This window comes from Mycolicibacterium pallens (assembly GCF_019456675.1).
Classification (GTDB): domain Bacteria; phylum Actinomycetota; class Actinomycetes; order Mycobacteriales; family Mycobacteriaceae; genus Mycobacterium; species Mycobacterium crocinum.
This window is the reverse complement of record NZ_CP080333.1, coordinates 4,498,523-4,516,949: the sequence shown is the minus strand read 5'-3', so window position 1 is coordinate 4,516,949 and position 18,427 is coordinate 4,498,523. Positions and strand designations below refer to the sequence as shown.

At 66.9% G+C, this 18,427-nt stretch carries 20 protein-coding genes; 17 read left to right on the top strand and 3 right to left on the bottom strand.

The window, feature by feature from the left end; translation table 11 throughout:
- Nucleotides 1-105 precede the first annotated feature (105 nt).
- Both K0O64_RS22030 and K0O64_RS22025 read right to left on the bottom strand, forming a co-directional pair.
- Nucleotides 106-912 (bottom strand): RsiV family protein, encoded by an 807-nt coding sequence (locus K0O64_RS22030; protein WP_225933510.1) that lies wholly within the window; start codon nt 910-912, stop codon nt 106-108.
- A 78-nt stretch (nt 913-990) separates the two neighbouring features.
- Complete coding sequence (locus tag K0O64_RS22025; RefSeq protein WP_220045760.1) at nt 991-1,617, bottom strand: TetR/AcrR family transcriptional regulator; 627 nt, start codon at nt 1,615-1,617, stop codon at nt 991-993.
- Between the two features lie 173 nt (nt 1,618-1,790).
- Between K0O64_RS22025 and fadD1 the strand changes: the two genes are divergently transcribed.
- From fadD1 to K0O64_RS21945, 16 genes are all read left to right on the top strand, one after another.
- Nucleotides 1,791-3,365, top strand: a complete 1,575-nt coding sequence (gene fadD1, locus K0O64_RS22020) for a fatty-acid--CoA ligase FadD1 (RefSeq protein WP_220045759.1) — start codon at nt 1,791-1,793, stop codon at nt 3,363-3,365.
- Between the two features lie 145 nt (nt 3,366-3,510).
- Entirely contained in the window at nt 3,511-3,741 is a 231-nt protein-coding gene (gene rpmE / locus K0O64_RS22015; RefSeq protein ID WP_096312054.1) for a 50S ribosomal protein L31, read from the top strand.
- Nucleotides 3,742-3,828: 87 nt separating this feature from the next.
- On the top strand, nt 3,829-4,896 hold the full coding sequence (prfA, locus tag K0O64_RS22010; RefSeq protein ID WP_220046522.1) for a peptide chain release factor 1: 1,068 nt from the start codon (nt 3,829-3,831) through the stop codon (nt 4,894-4,896).
- A complete protein-coding gene (gene prmC, locus K0O64_RS22005) occupies nt 4,893-5,750 on the top strand; it encodes a peptide chain release factor N(5)-glutamine methyltransferase (protein ID WP_220045758.1) in 858 nt (285 codons plus the stop codon). Before prfA ends, prmC begins: the two co-directional genes overlap by 4 nt.
- Nucleotides 5,747-6,400: an L-threonylcarbamoyladenylate synthase gene (locus K0O64_RS22000; RefSeq protein ID WP_071942377.1), complete on the top strand. Its 654-nt coding sequence runs from the start codon at nt 5,747-5,749 to the stop codon at nt 6,398-6,400. Before prmC ends, K0O64_RS22000 begins: the two co-directional genes overlap by 4 nt.
- A 33-nt stretch (nt 6,401-6,433) precedes the next feature.
- A complete protein-coding gene (locus tag K0O64_RS21995; protein WP_071942379.1) occupies nt 6,434-7,636 on the top strand; it encodes a glycosyltransferase family 4 protein in 1,203 nt (400 codons plus the stop codon).
- Between the two features lie 238 nt (nt 7,637-7,874).
- Complete coding sequence (locus K0O64_RS21990; protein ID WP_071942381.1) at nt 7,875-8,351, top strand: ATP synthase subunit I; 477 nt, start codon at nt 7,875-7,877, stop codon at nt 8,349-8,351.
- A gap of 7 nt (nt 8,352-8,358) precedes the next feature.
- Complete coding sequence (atpB, locus tag K0O64_RS21985; RefSeq protein WP_047331758.1) at nt 8,359-9,114, top strand: F0F1 ATP synthase subunit A; 756 nt, start codon at nt 8,359-8,361, stop codon at nt 9,112-9,114.
- A gap of 71 nt (nt 9,115-9,185) precedes the next feature.
- Nucleotides 9,186-9,437: a F0F1 ATP synthase subunit C gene (locus K0O64_RS21980; RefSeq protein ID WP_036343982.1), complete on the top strand. Its 252-nt coding sequence runs from the start codon at nt 9,186-9,188 to the stop codon at nt 9,435-9,437.
- 5 nt (nt 9,438-9,442) lie between these two features.
- Complete coding sequence (locus K0O64_RS21975; RefSeq protein WP_096312050.1) at nt 9,443-9,955, top strand: F0F1 ATP synthase subunit B; 513 nt, start codon at nt 9,443-9,445, stop codon at nt 9,953-9,955.
- Nucleotides 9,956-9,958: 3 nt separating this feature from the next.
- A complete protein-coding gene (locus tag K0O64_RS21970) occupies nt 9,959-11,290 on the top strand; it encodes a F0F1 ATP synthase subunit B/delta (protein ID WP_071942385.1) in 1,332 nt (443 codons plus the stop codon).
- Between the two features lie 59 nt (nt 11,291-11,349).
- Nucleotides 11,350-12,999 carry a F0F1 ATP synthase subunit alpha gene (gene atpA / locus K0O64_RS21965; RefSeq protein ID WP_096312048.1) on the top strand — a complete coding sequence of 550 codons (1,650 nt, stop codon included), beginning with the start codon at nt 11,350-11,352 and terminating at the stop codon, nt 12,997-12,999.
- Between the two features lie 18 nt (nt 13,000-13,017).
- On the top strand, nt 13,018-13,941 hold the full coding sequence (locus tag K0O64_RS21960) for a F0F1 ATP synthase subunit gamma (protein WP_096312047.1): 924 nt from the start codon (nt 13,018-13,020) through the stop codon (nt 13,939-13,941).
- 23 nt (nt 13,942-13,964) lie between these two features.
- Entirely contained in the window at nt 13,965-15,395 is a 1,431-nt protein-coding gene (atpD, locus tag K0O64_RS21955) for a F0F1 ATP synthase subunit beta (protein WP_071942391.1), read from the top strand.
- 27 nt (nt 15,396-15,422) lie between these two features.
- Nucleotides 15,423-15,788, top strand: a complete 366-nt coding sequence (locus tag K0O64_RS21950; protein WP_071942393.1) for a F0F1 ATP synthase subunit epsilon — start codon at nt 15,423-15,425, stop codon at nt 15,786-15,788.
- Between the two features lie 17 nt (nt 15,789-15,805).
- Nucleotides 15,806-16,249, top strand: a complete 444-nt coding sequence (locus tag K0O64_RS21945; RefSeq protein WP_071942395.1) for a DUF2550 domain-containing protein — start codon at nt 15,806-15,808, stop codon at nt 16,247-16,249.
- 1 nt (nt 16,250) lies between these two features.
- Here K0O64_RS21945 and K0O64_RS21940 read toward each other — a convergent pair whose 3' ends face one another.
- A complete protein-coding gene (locus K0O64_RS21940; protein WP_096312046.1) occupies nt 16,251-16,844 on the bottom strand; it encodes a cob(I)yrinic acid a,c-diamide adenosyltransferase in 594 nt (197 codons plus the stop codon).
- Nucleotides 16,845-16,906: 62 nt separating this feature from the next.
- Here K0O64_RS21940 and murA point away from each other — a divergent pair, with 62 nt between their 5' ends.
- The gene (murA, locus tag K0O64_RS21935) at nt 16,907-18,157 is read left to right on the top strand and encodes a UDP-N-acetylglucosamine 1-carboxyvinyltransferase (RefSeq protein WP_096312045.1); all 1,251 of its coding nucleotides are present in this window, start codon (nt 16,907-16,909) and stop codon (nt 18,155-18,157) included.
- The last annotated feature ends 270 nt before the right edge of the window (nt 18,158-18,427 follow it).

Below are 18,427 nucleotides of genomic sequence, written 5' to 3'. Positions count from 1 at the left end.
TGGTCCCAGCCACTACCCAGGTGTCAGCGATGTCCCGAGACATACAACTGTCAGCGATGTCCCCGAACAGAACACGGCGCTCAGCACCGGTTTCCGCGCCGAAATCTAGCTCTGCCGCAGCGCGTCCATCCCGGGCGCCAGCAGACCGTCGAGCGCCGACCACGGCACCGTGATCGTCGGCGTGCCGTGGAAGAACTGGTAGTCGGCGAAGTGGATCTCCAGGCCCGCCGGGGTCGGGATCCAGTTGGCGAAGTTCGCTTCTACCGGGGCATTGCCGGGCTCGTCGGCCATGGGCGTCGGCCCGACTCCGCTGACTCCCGGCAGCAGCGCCTTGGTCTGCTCGGAGAGTTTGTCCAACCCGGCCTGCTTGTCGGTGAACAGATCGCCCAGCGTGATGGGCTTGGCCGTGCGGGCATCGATCACCACCGTGCTGACAAAGCTGGTGGGATGGGCCGCGGGCACCGGCACGTAGAGGCCGCTGATCAATTCCGACACTGACGCACCGCCGAAGTAGATCTGCGGCTGAGTCTCGAAAGTCCATGTGCCGTCCGGATCGGCGTCGCGTTTGACCGGTTCGAGCTGCCCGGCCGCCGAGGCGTGCACCGCACTGTTGAATACGCCGGCGACACGGGGATCACCCCCGGTGATGGTGTCGACGACGAGAGTCCAGCGACCCTTGCCGTCGGTGGTGGCATCCCCGGCGGTGGACCGGGTGACCGAGTAGGTCTGCTTGTTGGCGACGCCTCGGGTGGGTGCGTCAGTCGACGGCGACGCGGTGGCGGATGCCGACGAACTGACGGCTGCTGTGGTGGCCGTCGTCTTCGCCGATGTGCTGGTCGAACCCCCACACGCGGTGAGTCCGACGGCCAAAGCTGCAACCAGGACCGCCCCCCGGCGGCTGCATGTCCCCATGGGCGACATTGTGTCAGGCGGCCAGCCCGTGCGGCGCAGAGATCATGATTGCGCTTGGCGCACAATAACTTTCAAGCATCATTCCGATGCGGGCGCCATCTGGAGGCCCGGCAGCACATAGCGCCGCATGAAGCGCAGCACCGCGGAGTGGTCGTCGGGGTCGATCGTCTCGCCGGGAACCGTGCCCAGGGTGATCTGGACCCGAGCCACCCACTCGGCTGCCTCGTCGAGGTCGGTGTCGGCGTGGATCTCTCCGCGGTCACGCGCCGCCTCGAGATACGGCCGCCAGAACCGCCCGAGATCCGGCACCAGGCCCTGCACGCCGGCGCCTGCGCAGGCGGCGAACTCCTCGGGTTCGTCGCGTCGCAGTTGCATCACCAGGGCGCCGGGGGAGTCGTAGGCGCTGCGGCCCAGTCGCACCCCGACGGCCAGCCGGTCCTCGAAGGCGTCGAGCCCGTCGAGCACCTGATGCGATTCGGCCCAGAACGCGTTGTTCAGCCGCACGATCGCAGCACCCAATAGCGACGCCTTGTCGGGATAGTGCCGATAGAGCCAGCCGCGTGACACTCCCGCGGCTTCGGCGACCTCCGAGACCGTGGTCGCCCGGATGCCCTTGGCGCGCAAACAAGATTCCGCGGCGTCGACCAGTCGTTCCTGGACGGACTTCGCTCCCTGCCGGCTGTCGGCGTTGGCGCTGGCAGTCACCTCGGTGTCCCTCCTCGCCTCGACCCGACAGTCCCGCTACCGACATCCTGTCAAACCGGGACCGGAGCAATCGTCCCGCACACCGGTAGACAGATTCGACATTCTGTTTACCCTGCGCTTCTATTGTGACCTAAGGCACCCTGAAATGCGGAAGATACGAAGACGGGAGATCCGTGGCCGAGACCGTCCAGCAACTGCTTCGTGAGCGCCTCGACGACACCACCCCAGCGGTGAAATTCGGCGATCGGGTGTGGACCTGGCGCGAGCATCTCGACGAGGCGGCCCGTCAGGCGGCGGCCCTGATCGAGATCGCCGACCCGGACCGGCCGTTGCACGTCGGGACGTTGCTGGGCAACACCCCCGCGATGCTGACCGCCATGGCGGCCGCCGGCCTCGGGGGCTATGTGCTGTGCGGGGTCAACAACACTCGGCGCGGCGCGGCGCTGGCCCGCGACATCATCAAGGCCGATTGCCAGATCCTACTCACCGACTCGGCCCATCTCGAACTGCTCGACGGTCTAGAGCTGCCCGGCGTCCGGGTTTTCGACGTCGACTCGCAGGAGTGGACAAGTCTGCTGGCGCAGGCGGGCGAGCTGACACCGCACCGAGAGGTCACCCCGAGCGACACGTTCATGCTGATCTTCACCTCGGGCACCAGCGGCGAGCCCAAGGCGGTCCAGGTGGCCCACATCATGGTGCCGTTCGCCGGTGTCGCGCTGGTCGAGCGGTTCGAACTCACCGCCGACGACGTCTGTTACCTGTCGATGCCGCTGTTCCACTCCAACGCGCTGATGGCGGGCTGGGCGGTGGCGCTGAACGCGGGTGCGGCCATGGCGCCCGCGACGTTCTCGGCATCCGGCCTCCTGGACGATCTGCGCCGCTACGGCGCCACCTATATGAACTATGTCGGCAAGCCGCTCGCCTACGTGCTCGCCACCCCCGAACAGCACGACGACCACGACAATCCGCTGCGGGTGGCGTTCGGCAACGAGGCCACCGACCGCGACATCGCCGAGTTCGGCCGTCGCTTCGGCTGCACGGTGTGGGACGGGTTCGGTTCCACCGAGGGCGCGGTGATCATCACCCGCGAGGAGGGCTGCCCGCCCGGTTCGGTGGGGCGCGGCTATCCCGGGGTGGCGATCTACGACCCGGAGACCCGGCAGGAATGCGCGACGGCGGTGTTCGACGACAGCGGGGCGCTGGCCAACCCGGACGAGGCGGTCGGGGAGATCGTCAACACCACCGGCGGCGGCATGTTCGGCGGCTACTACAACGACGGCAACGCCACCGACGACCGCCTGCGCCACGGCATGTACTGGTCGGGGGACCTGGGCTACCGCGACGCCGACGGCTGGATATACCTGGCCGGTCGGACGGCGGACTGGATGCGTGTCGACGGCGAGAACATGGCGGCCGCGCCGATCGAGCGGATCATCCTGCGCCTGCCGCAGGTCAGCCAGGTCGCGGTCTACCCGGTGCCCGACGAGCATGTGGGCGACCAGGTGATGGCCGCGATCGTGCTGGCCGACGACGCCGAACTGACCCCCGTCGAGCTCGAGGAGTTCCTCTCCCAGCAGTCCGACCTGTCGCCCAAGTCGTGGCCGCGGTACGTCTGGATCACCGACGAATTGCCGGCCACCGCGACCAACAAGGTGCTCAAGCGCGAGCTGATCAGGCAGGGGACCAAGCCCGAGAAGGGCGTGCTCTGGACGCGGGCGGCGCGGGGCCGCAGCTACGAAATCGGCTGAGGAATAGGCGGCGGCACCGACGCGTTTGGGCAGGTGACGGTCTACCTGGCATACTGGATCGTCGACCACCTCAGGTACCGGTTCACGTCCGATTACCAGGAAAAACACCAGGGCGACCCGGCGACCATCGATTGCAGAGGACACCATGAAAACTGGGATTCATCCCGCCTACAACGAGACCACCGTGGTCTGCGGTTGTGGCAACTCCTTCACCACTCGCAGCACCAAGGACGGCGGACACATCACCGTCGAGGTGTGCTCGCAGTGCCACCCGTTCTACACCGGCAAGCAGAAGATCCTCGACAGCGGCGGCCGCGTGGCCCGCTTCGAGAAGCGCTACGGCAAGCGCAAGACCGGCGAGGCTGCCGACAAGTAGCTGCTTTACCGACGCCCGCTCTGCTGCCCTGCGCGCAGGCCGGGCGTCGGTTTGCGTTTGGGCCCGATTGACGACAGGAGGAAGGCAATCACACACGCGACCGTTGAAGCCGTGCTGACCGAACACGCCGACCTCGAACGTCAGATGTCCGATCCGGCCCTGCACGCCGACGCGGGCAACGCCCGTCGGGTCGGCCGTCGCTTCGCGCAGCTGGCCCCGATCGTCACGACGTACCGCCGGCTGGAGGCCGCGCGCGGCGACCTCGAGGCCGCCCGCGAACTGGCGGCGGAGGATGCGTCGTTCGCGGCCGAGGTGCCCGACCTGGAAGCCAAGGTCGCCGAGCTCGACGCGCACCTGACCGATCTGCTGGCACCGCGCGATCCGCACGACGCCGACGACATCGTCCTCGAGGTGAAATCCGGTGAGGGCGGCGAAGAGTCGGCGTTGTTCGCCGCCGATCTGGCCCGCATGTACATCCGCTATGCCGAGCGCCACGGCTGGACTGTCACCATGCTCGACGAGACGTGGTCGGACCTCGGCGGCTACAAGGACGCGACGCTGTCGATCCGCAGCAAGGGCGACTCGGCCGACGGCGTGTGGTCGCGGATGAAGTTCGAGGGCGGCGTGCACCGGGTTCAGCGGGTGCCGGTCACCGAGTCCCAGGGCCGGGTGCACACCTCGGCCGCCGGTGTTCTGGTCTACCCCGAGCCCGAAGACGTCGAAGCCGTCCAGATCGACGAAAACGACCTGCGAATCGACGTCTACCGAAGCTCCGGCAAGGGCGGCCAGGGCGTGAACACCACCGACTCGGCGGTCCGCATCACGCACCTGCCGACGGGCATCGTCGTCACCTGCCAGAACGAACGGTCGCAGCTGCAGAACAAGGCCCGTGCGATGGTCGTGCTGGCCGCGCGCCTGCAGGCTCTGGCCGAGGAACAGGCGCAAGCCGACGCCTCCGCCGACCGCGCCAGCCAGATCCGCACTGTCGACCGCAGCGAGCGGATCCGCACCTACAACTTCCCCGAGAACCGAATCGCCGATCACCGGATCAACTTCAAGGCGCACAACCTCGACCAAGTGCTCGACGGCGACCTCGACCCGCTGCTGGATGCCCTGGCCGAGGCGGACAAGCAGTCCCGGCTGCAGCAGGCATGACGATGCGGCTGCGGCAGGCCATCGACAAGGCCACCGTTGCCCTCGCCCAGGCCGGTATCGACTCCGCGCGCATCGACGCCGAGCTGCTGGCCGCCCACCTCGCCGGCACCGACCGCGGCCGACTTCGCACCGTCGACGAACCCGACGCCGAGTTCTTCTCGCGCTTCGACGAGCTTGTCCAGGCCCGTTGCCGACGAATTCCGCTGCAACACCTGATCGGCTCGGCAGCTTTCGGCCCGCTCGACCTGCGAGTCGGACCGGGCGTGTTCATTCCGCGCCCGGAGACCGAGGCGCTGCTGGAATGGGCACTGGCGCAACGGTTGCCGGAGTGTCCGGTGATCGTCGACCTGTGCACCGGCTCGGGTGCCCTGGCGATCGCGCTGGCCACCGAACGCCCGCAGGCGCGGGTGATCGCCGTGGACGACGACCCCGCGGCACTCGACTACGCGCGCGGCAACGCCGCATCGACGAGCGTCGAGTTCGTCGAAGCCGACGTGACCGTCCCCGGGTTGCTCCCAGATCTGACCGGTAGCGTCGACCTCGTGGTGTCCAACCCGCCGTACATTCCGCTCGGGGCAGAGCTGGAACCCGAAGTGGCCGAGCACGACCCGGCGCACGCCCTGTTCGGGGGTGCCGACGGCATGTCCGTGATCGCGCCGATCGCGCGGCTCGCCGGCATCTGGCTCAAGCCAGGCGGGCTGTTCGCCGTCGAGCATGACGACACCACTTCGCGGCAGACTGTCCAAATCCTCAGTGACACAAACCTTTTCACCGCAATCACTCCCCACCGCGACCTGGCCGGCCGGCCGCGGTTCGTGACGGCATGCAGGACCACTACGAAGGAGTCAGCGTGACCCAGGTGTTCGACTGCACCGACCCGCACCAGCGCGCCGATGCCATCGCCGCCGCCGCGGCGGCGGTCAAGAGCAGCCGGCTGGTCGTGATGCCCACCGACACCGTTTACGGCATCGGGGCCGACGCCTTCGACAACGGGGCCGTCGCCGCGCTGCTGGCGGCCAAGGGCCGCGGGCGCGATATGCCGGTCGGTGTGCTGGTCGGCTCCTGGCACACGATCGAGGGCCTGGTGTATTCGGTGCCGCACAGCGCCCGCGAACTGATCCGCGCGTTCTGGCCCGGCGCGCTGAGCCTGGTTGTGCAGCAAGCCCCCTCGCTGCAGTGGGATCTCGGCGACGCGCGGGGGACCGTGATGCTGCGGATGCCGCTGCACCCGGTAGCGCTCGAGTTGCTTCGTGAGACCGGGCCGATGGCGGTCTCCAGCGCCAATCTGTCCGGCCGTCCGGCCGCGACCACTTCCGAGGAGGCGCAGCGCCAACTCGGCGACCTGGTCCAGGTGTACCTCGATGCCGGGACATCGCCGGAGCAGGCCGCCTCGACGATCGTCGACCTCACCGGGTCCACACCGCGACTGCTGCGGGAGGGGCCGATCAGCGCCGCGGCCATCGCCGAGGTGCTCGGCACCGACGTCGCCTCCCTGACCGCCTGAGCCGCCACAGATTGGTGCAGTACGGTTTTTGCGATGGCCAGCACATCGGAATTCGTCGCGAGCACCACGCTCGCGCTCGCTGACCGTGGCGCCGGTGTTCCGTTGCGGGAGTTGGCTCTTGTCGGGCTGACCGCCGCGATCATCACCTACTTCGCCACCGGCTGGGTGCGGGTGTTCGCCACCCGGGTCGGCGCGGTGGCCTACCCCCGCGAACGCGACGTCCACCTCAAGCCGACGCCGCGGATGGGCGGGCTCGCGATGTACGTCGGCGTCGTCGTCGCCGTCTTCCTGGCATCGCAGCTGCCCGCGCTCACCCGTGGCTTCATCTACTCCTCGGGCATGCCCGCGGTCGTGGTCGCCGGCGGCCTGATCATGGGCATCGGGCTGATCGACGACCGGTGGGGTCTGGACGCGCTGACCAAATTCGCCGGCCAGATCACCGCGGCCAGCGTGCTGGTCACCATGGGCGTGGCGTGGAGCGTGCTGTACATCCCGCTCGGCGGTGTCGGCACGATCGTGCTGGACCAGGTGTCCTCGATTCTGCTGACGCTGGCGCTGACGGTGTCGATCGTGAACGCGATGAACTTCGTCGACGGCCTCGACGGTCTGGCCGCGGGCCTGGGGTTGATCACCGCGATGGCGATCTGCATCTTCTCGGTCGGCTTGCTGCGCGACCACGGCGGCGACGTGCTGTTCTACCCGCCCGCGGTGATCTCCGTGGTGCTCGCCGGCGCGTGTCTGGGCTTTCTTCCGCACAACTTCTACCGCGCCAAGATCTTCATGGGTGACTCCGGTTCGATGCTGGTCGGCCTGATGTTGGCCGCCGCCTCGACCACCGCGGCAGGCCCGATCTCGCAGAGCGCCTACGGCGCGCGCGACGTTTTCGCCCTGCTCTCACCGTTCCTACTGGTATTCGCGGTAATGCTGGTTCCGGCCCTGGACACGTTGCTCGCCATCGTCCGTCGCACCCGTGCCGGCCGCAGTCCGTTGAGCCCGGACAAGATGCATCTGCATCACCGGCTGCTGCAGATCGGGCACTCGCACCGGCGCGCGGTCCTGCTGATCTACCTGTGGGTGGGCATCATCGCGTTCGGTGCCGCCGCCACCATCTTCTTCGACCCGCGCTACACCGGGGTGGTCGTGCTGGCCGCGATCGTGGTCGCCATCGTGGTCACCCTCATCCCGCTGTTGCGGCGTCGCGACGACGATTACGAGGCACTTTACGACAGTGAGTAGTAGACGTGTTTTTAGCCGTCTACCATGTGGTACGTTACTGGCAGAACCCGAAGAAACCTCGCGGGTTGCCGGCCCGGCCCATCGGAGTCACGCCCGATCGGCGCCGATTTACGACCGACAAAGGGAGCTGCCCCTTGGGTGATTCCAGCGCGCCTGTCGCCCTCCGATACGCTCGGCGGACCAGGACGACGAATCACTCGATGACCGGCTCCCCAGAACGCAAGATTGAGGTGAACCTGTGACGACACCAGCGCAAGATGCGCCGTTGGTGTTTCCGTCCGTTGCCTTCCGGCCCGTTCGGCTCCTTGCGATCTGTGCTGCCCTGACCGCGCTTGCGGTGGTCCTGGCCGCGCTGGCCGGCTATGTGCTGTTCGGGGTGTTCTTCGGGGTGGGCCTGGCGCTCGGCTTGATCAACGCGGTTCTGGTCCAGCGGTCGGTCGAGTCGATCACCGCAGGCGACCATCCGCTCAAGCGCAAGATGGCGCTGAACTCCGCGACCCGGCTGCTGGTGATCACGACGATCGGCCTGGCCATCGCCATCATCTTCCGCCCGCTCGGTCTCGGCGTCCTCTTCGGCCTGGCGTTGTTCCAGGTTCTCCTGGTTTTGAGCACGGCGTTGCCGGTGTGGAAGAAGATCCGCACCGGTGAGACCGACGCCGACGTGATCGCAAGCCCCGGAGCTGCCGGCTCCGCTGACGAAGCACCGAAGGATTGACCACGCGATGAGTGAACGAATCCTCGCCGAGGCCGCCATCGAGGTCGGCCACCACGACACCGCCAAGTGGCTGGGTCTGACGGTCAATGTCGACACCATCCTGGCGACGGCGATCGCCGCGGTGATCGTGATCGCGCTGGCGTTCGTGCTGCGGGCCAAGGTCACCTCGACCGGTGTGCCCAGCGGCGTGCAGTTGCTGTGGGAGACGCTGACCACCCAGATGCGCGGTCAGATCGAATCCGCGATCGGCATGAAGATCGCCCCGTTCGTGCTGCCGCTGGCGGTGGCGCTGTTCATCTTCATCCTGATCGCCAACTGGATCTCGGTGCTGCCCGTGCAGTACGGTACCGCCGACGGCGGCACGCACGAGCTGCTCAAGCCGCCGGCCGCCGACATCAACTTCGTGCTGGCGCTCGCGCTGTTCGTGTTCTTCTGCTACCACGCCGCCGGCATCTGGCGCCGCGGTCTGCTCGGCCACCCGGTCAAGTTGCTGAAGGGCCACGTCGCGTTCCTCGCCCCGATCAACCTCGTCGAGGAACTGGCCAAGCCGATCTCGTTGTCGCTCCGACTTTTCGGCAACATCTTCGCCGGCGGCATCATGGTCGCGCTGATCGCGCTGTTCCCGCCGTACATCATGTGGGCGCCCAACGCGATCTGGAAGACGTTCGACTTGTTCGTCGGCCTGATCCAGGCGTTCATCTTCGCGCTACTGACCATCCTGTACTTCAGCCAGTCGATGGAACTGGAAGAGGATCACCACTAATAGACGTGTTCGACCCCCGAACCACCCACTCACCTGGTAGGGCTCCTACCAGCAACCAAGGAGGATAAGGAATGGCAGACCCACAGATCGTTATGGGCGCCCTGATCGGCGGCGGCCTCATTCTGGGCGGCGGCGCCATCGGCGCCGGTATCGGTGACGGCATCGCCGGTAACGCCCTGATTTCCGGCATCGCCCGGCAGCCTGAGGCTCAGGGCCGGCTGTTCACCCCGTTCTTCATCACCGTTGGTCTGGTGGAGGCGGCGTACTTCATCAACCTGGCGTTCATGGCCCTGTTCGTGTTCGCCACGCCTGGCGCTTCCTAGTCGGCATGGGGGAGCACAGCGTCACCCTGTTGGCGGCCGAGGAAGGCGGAACGTCGAACTTCCTCGTCCCCAACGGCACCTTCTTCTTCGTACTCGCGATCTTCCTGATCGTGCTGGGCGTGATCGGCAAGTTCGTCGTGCCGCCGGTCCAGAAGGTGCTCGGTGAGCGCGAGAAGATGGTCGCCAAGACCACCGAGGACAACCGCAAGGCCACCGAGCTGGACGCCGCCGCCGACTCCGACTACCAGAAGGAGATGGCTGCGGCCCGCGCCGAGGCGTCGGGTATCCGCGACGAGGCCCGGGCCGAGGGTCGCAAGATCGTCGAGGAGCACCGGGCCCGCGCCAGCGAGGAGGCGGCAGCCACCCTGCAGCAGGCGGCGGATCAGCTCAAGCAGCAGAGCGATGCCATCTCCGACGACCTGAGGTCGTCGGTGGACTCTCTGTCGGCCACGTTGGCCAGTCGCGTCCTTGGTGTCGAGGTCTCCAGCGAGTCGGCGTCTACGGCGTCGGGACGGTAGGACATGTCAACCTTCATCGGACAGCTCATCGGCTTCGCGGTCATCGTCGCGATCATCTGGCGGTACGTGGTGCCGCCGTTGAAGCGCATGATGGCCAACCAGAAGGAGGCGGTGCGCACTCAGCTCGACGAGAGCGCCAAGGCCTCCCAGCGGGTGGCCGACGCCGACAAGCATCACGCCAAGCGGGTCGATGAGGCCAAGGCTGAGGCCAAGCGCATCGTCGAAGAGGCGCGCACCGATGCCCAGGGCATCACCGAGCAGCTACGCGCGCAGGCCGATGTCGAGGTGGAGCGCATCAAAGTCCAAGGCGCGCAACAGGTTCAGTTGCTGCGTGCCCAGCTCATCCGGCAACTGCGCCAGGACCTCGGCAGTGAGTCGGTGCGGCGCGCCGGCGAGTTGGTTCGCGCCCACGTCGCCGACGAGCAGGCGCAGTCGGCCACCGTCGACCGGTTCCTCGACGAACTGGATTCGATGGCCCCGGCCGCCTTCACGCCGGAGACCGGTTCGGAGCTGCGCTCGGCCAGCCGGGCCGCGCAGGCCGAGGTCGTGGGGAAGTTCGACGAGGTGTCGTCGGGCCTGTCCGCTGACGACCTGTCCACGCTGGCTGATGAGCTCACCGCCGTCACCGGACTGCTGATCCGTGAACCGATCCTGGCCCGCCACTTGGCCGAGGCCTCCGGTGAGGTCGACGCCAAGAAGCGGCTCGTCCACCAACTGCTGGACGGCAAGGTCGGGGACAACACCCTGACGCTGCTGGAAACCGCGGCCTCGGTGCGCTGGTCGCTGACCGAGGATCTGGTCGACGCTGTCGAGCACGTCGCGCGGCTGGCTCTGTTGGTCCGCGCCGAACGCGACAACCAGGCCGACGAGGTGGAGGAGCAGCTCTTCCGCTTCACCCGCGTCCTCGATCAGCAGCCCCGGCTGACGTCGCTGCTCGGCGACTACTCCGCACCGGCCGCCGGCCGGGTCGAGTTGCTGCGCAAGATCCTCGGTGATGGCACCGGCGCGAACGCGACGGCAACCGCATTGCTGGTGCAGACCATCAGCCTGCTGCGCGGCAGCCGCGCCGACGAAGCCGTGCTGGCACTGGCTCAGCTGGCCGTCGCCCGCCGCGGCGAGGTCGTCGCTCAGGTGAGCGCGGCCGCCGAACTCAGCGGCGAGCAGCGCACCCGATTGACCGAGGTGCTGACCCGCATCTACAACCACCCAGTTTCGGTACAGCTGAATGTCGATCCTGAACTGCTGGGCGGCCTTTCGGTCGCCGTCGGCGACGAGGTGATCGACGGGACGTTGTCCTCGCGGCTCGCCGCAGCTGTGACCAAATTGCCCGACTGATCCGGCTGAAAAGCCCGAACCACCCAAGACCCAAAACAAAGGCAGGAAGACGAAAAGCCATGGCAGAGTTGACAATCTCGGCTGACGACATCCAGGGCGCCATCAAGGACTACGTCTCGAGCTTCGAGGCGGACTCCGAGCGCGAGGAGATCGGCACCGTCATCGACGCCGGCGACGGCATCGCCCACGTCGAGGGTCTGCCCTCGGTGATGACCCAGGAGCTGCTGGAGTTCCCCGGCGGCGTCCTCGGTGTCGCGCTGAACCTCGACGAGCACAGCGTCGGCGCGGTCATCCTGGGCGAGTTCGAGAAGATCGAAGAAGGCCAGCAGGTCAAGCGCACCGGCGAGGTGCTCTCGGTGCCGGTCGGCGACGCCTTCCTGGGCCGCGTCATCAACCCGCTGGGCCAGCCGGTCGACGGGCAGGGCGACATCGAGGCCGAGGAGCGCCGCGAGCTCGAACTGCAGGCGCCATCGGTGGTGCAGCGTCAGGGTGTCGGTGAGCCGCTGCAGACCGGCATCAAGGCCATCGACGCGATGACCCCGATCGGCCGCGGTCAGCGCCAGCTGATCATCGGTGACCGCAAGACCGGTAAGACCGCGGTCTGCGTCGACACCATCCTCAACCAGCGGGAAGCCTGGGAGACCGGTGACCCGAACCAGCAGGTGCGCTGCGTCTACGTCGCGATCGGCCAGAAGGGCACCACGATCGCTTCGGTGAAGCGCGCCCTCGAAGAGGGCGGCGCGATGGAGTACACCACCATCGTCGCGGCCCCGGCTTCGGATGCCGCCGGCTTCAAATGGCTTGCGCCGTACACGGGTTCGGCCATCGGCCAGCACTGGATGTACAACGGCAAGCACGTGCTGATCGTGTTCGACGATCTGTCCAAGCAGGCCGACGCCTACCGCGCGATCTCGCTGCTGCTGCGCCGCCCGCCGGGCCGCGAGGCATTCCCCGGCGATGTCTTCTACCTGCACTCCCGTCTGCTGGAGCGTTGCGCGAAGCTGTCCGACGAGCTCGGTGGCGGTTCGATGACCGGTCTGCCGATCATCGAGACCAAGGCCAACGACATCTCGGCGTTCATCCCGACCAACGTCATCTCGATCACCGACGGCCAGTGCTTCCTGGAGTCCGATCTGTTCAACCAGGGTGTGCGCCCGGCCGTGAACGTCGGTGTGTCGGTGTCCCGCGTCGGTGGTGCCGCTCAGATCAAGGCCATGAAAGAGGTGGCGGGCTCGCTGCGTCTGGACCTGTCGCAGTACCGCGAGCTGGAGGCCTTCGCGGCCTTCGCCTCCGACCTGGACGCCGCCTCGAAGGCGCAGCTGGACCGCGGTGTGCGCCTGGTTGAGCTGCTCAAGCAGGCCCAGTACAGCCCGATGCCCGTCGAGGATCAGGTCGTCGCGATCTTCCTCGGCACCCAGGGGCACCTGGATTCCGTTCCGGCCGAAGACGTCTCGCGCTTCGAGTCGGAGTTCCTCGAGCACGTCAAGGCCAGCCACTCCGAGATCCTCAGTGGCATCAAGGAATCCAAGAAGCTCTCCGAAGAGGCCGAGGAGAAGCTGGTCTCCGTCATCAACGAATTCAAGAAGGGCTTCGCCGCCTCCGACGGCAGCTCCGTCGTCGCCGACGAGCACGAGGCCGAGGCACTGGACCCCGATGACCTGGAGAAGGAATCCGTCAAGGTCAAAAAGCCGGCGCCCAAAAAGAACTAGTAGAAGAGCTATAAGAAGATGGCAGCCACACTTCGCGAACTACGCGGTCGTATCCGCTCCGCCTCGTCGATCAAGAAGATCACGAAGGCGCAGGAGCTGATCGCCACGTCGCGGATCGCCAAGGCGCAGGCCCGTGTTGATGCGGCTCGGCCCTACTCCAGCCAGATCACCAGCATGCTCACCGAACTGGCGGGCGCCAGCGCACTGGACCACCCGTTGCTCGTCGCGCGGGAGAACCCCCGGCGGGCCGGTGTGCTGGTGGTCTCGTCGGATCGTGGCTTGTGCGGCGGCTACAACGCGAACGTGTTGCGCCGTGCCGAGGAGCTCTTCTCGCTGCTGCGGGAAGAGGGCAAGGACCCGGTGCTCTACGTCGTCGGCCGGAAAGCGCTGGGCTACTACAGCTTCCGTCAGCGCGAGGTCGTGGAGTCGTGGACCGGCTTCTCCGAGCGTCCCGAATACGAGAACGCCAAGGAGATCGCCGACACCCTGGTGACGGCGTTCATGTCCGGGGTCGACGACGAGGGTGACGACGCCGGTGCCGACGGCATCCTCGGTGTCGACGAGCTGCACATCGTCTCGACGGAGTTCCGGTCGATGTTGTCGCAGACCGCGACCGCGCTGCGGATCGCCCCGATGGTGGTCGAGTACGTCGGTGAAGAGGATTCCGGCCCGCAGACGCTGTTCTCGTTCGAGCCCAACGCCGAGGAATTGTTCGACTCACTGCTGCCGCGCTATATCGCGACGCGCGTGTACGCGGCGCTGCTCGAGGCGGCGGCGTCGGAGTCGGCGTCCCGCCGGCGTGCCATGAAGTCGGCGACCGACAACGCCGACGATCTGATCAAGGCACTCACGCTGGCGGCCAACCGCGAGCGTCAGGCGCAGATCACTCAGGAAATCAGCGAAATCGTCGGCGGCGCCAACGCGCTGGCCGACGCGAAATAGGCCCGATAGGAAGCGAAGAGAGAATGACTGCTGCCGTAGAGACCAAGACCGCCGGACGCGTTGTCCGCATCACCGGCCCCGTGGTGGACGTCGAGTTCCCGCGCGGCTCGGTGCCCGAACTCTTCAACGCGCTGCACGCCGACATCACCTTCGGTGCGCTCGCCAAGACCCTGACGCTGGAAGTTGCCCAGCACCTGGGTGACAACCTGGTTCGCTGCATCTCCATGCAGCCGACCGACGGCCTGGTTCGCGGGGTCGAGGTGAGCGACACCGGCGCCTCGATTTCCGTGCCCGTGGGCGACGGCGTCAAGGGCCACGTGTTCAACGCGCTTGGTGACTGCCTCGACGATCCCGGCTACGGCAAGGACTTCGAGCACTGGTCGATCCACCGCAAGCCGCCGGCCTTCGCCGACCTCGAGCCCCGCACCGAGATGCTGGAGACCGGCCTCAAGGTCGTCGACCTGCTGACCCCGTACGTGCGCGGTGGCAAGATCGCCCTGTTCGGTGGTGCCGGCGTGGGCAAGACCGTGCTCATCCAGGAGATGATCAACCGCATCGCCCGCAACTTCGGCGGCACCTCGGTGTTCGCCGGCGTGGGGGAGCGCACCCGTGAGGGCAACGACCTGTGGGTCGAGCTCGCGGACGCCAACGTGCTCAAGGACACCGCGCTGGTGTTCGGTCAGATGGACGAGCCGCCGGGCACGCGTATGCGCGTCGCGCTGTCGGCGCTGACCATGGCGGAGTTCTTCCGCGACGAGCAGGGCCAGGACGTTCTTCTGTTCATCGACAACATCTTCCGGTTCACCCAGGCCGGCTCCGAGGTCTCGACCCTGCTGGGTCGTATGCCGTCGGCGGTGGGTTACCAGCCGACGCTGGCCGACGAGATGGGTGAGCTGCAGGAGCGCATCACCTCGACGCGTGGTCGTTCGATCACCTCGATGCAGGCCGTGTACGTGCCCGCCGACGACTACACCGACCCGGCTCCGGCCACCACGTTCGCGCACCTGGACGCCACCACCGAGCTCTCCCGTGCGGTGTTCTCCAAGGGCATCTTCCCGGCGGTGGACCCGCTGGCGTCGTCCTCGACGATCCTGCACCCGAGCGTGGTCGGTGACGAGCACTACCGGGTCGCGCAGGAAGTCATCCGAATCCTGCAGCGCTACAAGGACCTTCAGGACATCATCGCGATCCTCGGTATCGACGAGCTCTCCGAAGAGGACAAGGTGCTGGTGTACCGCGCCCGTAAGATCGAGCGCTTCCTGAGCCAGAACATGATGGCGGCCGAGCAGTTCACCGGTCAGCCGGGTTCGACCGTGCCGCTGAAGGAGACCATCGAGGCCTTCGACAAGCTGGCCAAGGGCGAGTTCGACCACCTGCCCGAGCAGGCGTTCTTCCTGATCGGTGGCCTGGACGACCTGGCGAAGAAGGCCGAGAGCCTCGGCGCCAAGCTGTGACCTTCACGACGCGAAAGGTGATGTGAGATGGCCGAATTGGACGTCGACATCGTCGCCGTCGAGCGCAAGATCTGGTCGGGTAAGGCGACGTTCGTCTTCACCCGCACCACCGCCGGTGAGATCGGCATCCTGCCTCGGCACATCCCGCTCGTCGCACAGCTCGTCGAGGACGCGATGGTCCGCGTCGAGCGGGAGGGCGAGGACGATCTGCGCATCGCCGTCGACGGCGGCTTCCTGTCGGTTACCGAGGAGGGCGTGACGATCCTCGCCGAGTCCGCGGAGTTCGAGTCCGAGATCAACGCGGACGCGGCGAAATCCGATGCCGACTCCGATGATCCGGAGATCGCTGCTCGGGGACGGGCGCGGCTGCGCGCCCTAGGCCAGATCGACTAGCCGAGAGCCAGCGACTGATGAGCGCGCCGATGATCTTCATGGTCGCGCTGGTCACTGTGCTGATTCTCGTCGTTGTCGCGCTGACCTACCGGCTGTGGAAGCTTCGGCAAGGCGGAACCGCCGCGATCCTGCGGGACACCCCCGCGGTCGGCGGCCACGGCTGGCGGCACGGGGTCATCCGGTATCGCGGTGACGAAGCCAGGTTTTATCGTTTGTCGAGCCTGCGCTGGTGGCCGGATCGCCGGCTGAGCCGGCGCGGGCTGGAGGTCATTTCCCGACGCGGCCCGCGCGGCGACGAGTTCGACATCATGTCCGACGCGATCGTCGTGCTCCAACTGCACGACACCACCCTCGACCGCTGGCGCGGATATGAGATGGCGCTGGATCGCGGGGCGCTGACGGCGTTTCTGTCCTGGGTCGAGTCCAGTCCGTCGCCGCGGGCGCGGCGCCGCACCGCCTGAGTTACTTCTTCGTGGGCCCTTCGGCTTTGGCGCCGCCGGGCTGCCACAGCACGTCGCCGTCGGGATTGGCCACCCGCGACAGGATGAACAGCAGGTCGGAAAGCCGGTTGAGGTAGCGCGCCGGCAGCGGGCTGACGGTGTCGGGGTAGGCCTTCACGGCAATCCACGCCGAGCGTTCGGCCCGTCGGGTCACGGTTCGCGCCACGTGCAGCAGGGCCGATAAGGCGGTGCCGCCGGGCAGGATGAACGAGTTCAGGGCCGGCAGGTTCTCGTTGTAGTGGTCGCACCACGCCTCGAGCCGCTCCACGTATGGCGCGGTGATGCGCAGCGGCGGGTACTCCGGGTTGTCGACCACCGGGGTGGACAGGTCGGCGCCAGCGTCGAACAGGTCGTTCTGGACCTGCACCAGCACCGTGCGCAGCTCGTCGGCGGGTTGCCCGAGTGCAACGGCCACTCCGAGCGCGGCGTTCGCCTCGTCACAGTCGGCGTATGCGACCAGCCGCGGGTCGTTCTTCTCGACCCGTGAGAAATCACTCAGTCCCGACGTACCGTCGTCACCGGTACGGGTATAAATGCGGGTCAGATGTACTGCCATGGGTAAAACCGTACCGGCCGGGTGGCACGGTGCAGGGCGTCGCCTCCACTAAACTCTTCCCCGTGGGCGAGCGTTTCGTGGTGACCGGCGGTAACCGGTTGTCCGGTGAAGTCGCCGTCGGGGGCGCCAAGAACAGCGTCCTGAAGCTGATGGCCGCGAGCCTGCTGGCCGAGGGCACTACGACGATCACCAATTGCCCCGACATTCTTGATGTGCCGCTGATGGCGGAGGTCTTGCGCGGTCTCGGCGCCAACGTGGAGCTCGACGGATCGGTCGTGCGCATCACCTCACCCGATGAGCCGAAGTTTGAAGCCGATTTCGCCGCGGTGCGCCAGTTCCGTGCGTCGGTGTGTGTGCTGGGTCCGCTGGTCGGGCGCCTCAAGCGCGCCCGGGTCGCGCTGCCGGGTGGCGACGCGATCGGATCGCGCCCGCTCGATATGCATCAGGCGGGGCTGCGTCAGCTCGGCGCGGACTGCACGATCGAGCACGGCTGCGTGGTGGCGACCGCCGAGCACCTGCACGGTGCGGATATCCAGCTCGAGTTCCCGTCAGTGGGGGCGACCGAGAACATCCTGATGGCCGCCGTTGTCGCCGAGGGCGTCACCACGATCCACAACGCGGCGCGCGAGCCCGACGTTGTCGACCTCTGCGAAATGCTCTGTCAGATGGGCGCCGAGATCGAGGGTGCCGGAACGTCGACGCTGACGATCACCGGCGTTCCGCAATTGCACCCCACCGAACATCGGGTGATTGGGGACCGGATCGTCGCCGCGACGTGGGGGATCGCCGCCGCGATGACCCGAGGCGACATCGCGGTCACCGGCGTCGACCCGGCTCACCTGCAGCTGGTGTTGCACAAGCTGCACGACGCCGGCGCCACCGTGACTCAGCACGACAACGGTTTCCGGGTGGTGCAGTACGAGCGGCCGAAGGCCGGCAACGTGGCGACGCTGCCGTTCCCCGGGTTTCCGACTGACCTGCAGCCCATGGCGATAGCGCTGGCGTCGGTCGCCGACGGAACGTCGATGATCACCGAGAACGTGTTCGAGGCGAGGTTCCGGTTCGTCGAGGAGATGATTCGGCTCGGAGCCGACGCCCGGACCGACGGCCACCACGCGGTGGTGCGGGGGATCCCGCAGCTCTCCAGTGCGCCGGTGTGGTGCTCGGACATCCGGGCCGGCGCCGGTTTGGTGCTCGCCGGGCTGGTCGCCGACGGAGAAACCGAAGTTCACGACGTGTTCCACATCGACCGCGGCTACCCGCTGTTCGTGGAAAACCTTGTGCGACTTGGAGCTGAGATAGAACGCGTGTAATGTAGGCAGTCGGCCAGCCGCGCCGGACCCAGAAATGGGATGGCAGTGGCAAGTTGACCACGCCAACAACATCAAGTAAGATGGCAGGGTTGCCTGCTGGCGGATGTCAGCCGGGTGTGTTGTTTGAGAACTCAATAGTGTGTTTGGTGGTTTTTGTTTGTTGTTGTTTTTTGCCATGCTCTGATACCCCCGTGTTGGGGTGTGGTTTTTTGATGCCAAGTGTTTGGTGTCTTGCTTTGGTCAGATTGTTCTGATTCGAATTCACCTGTC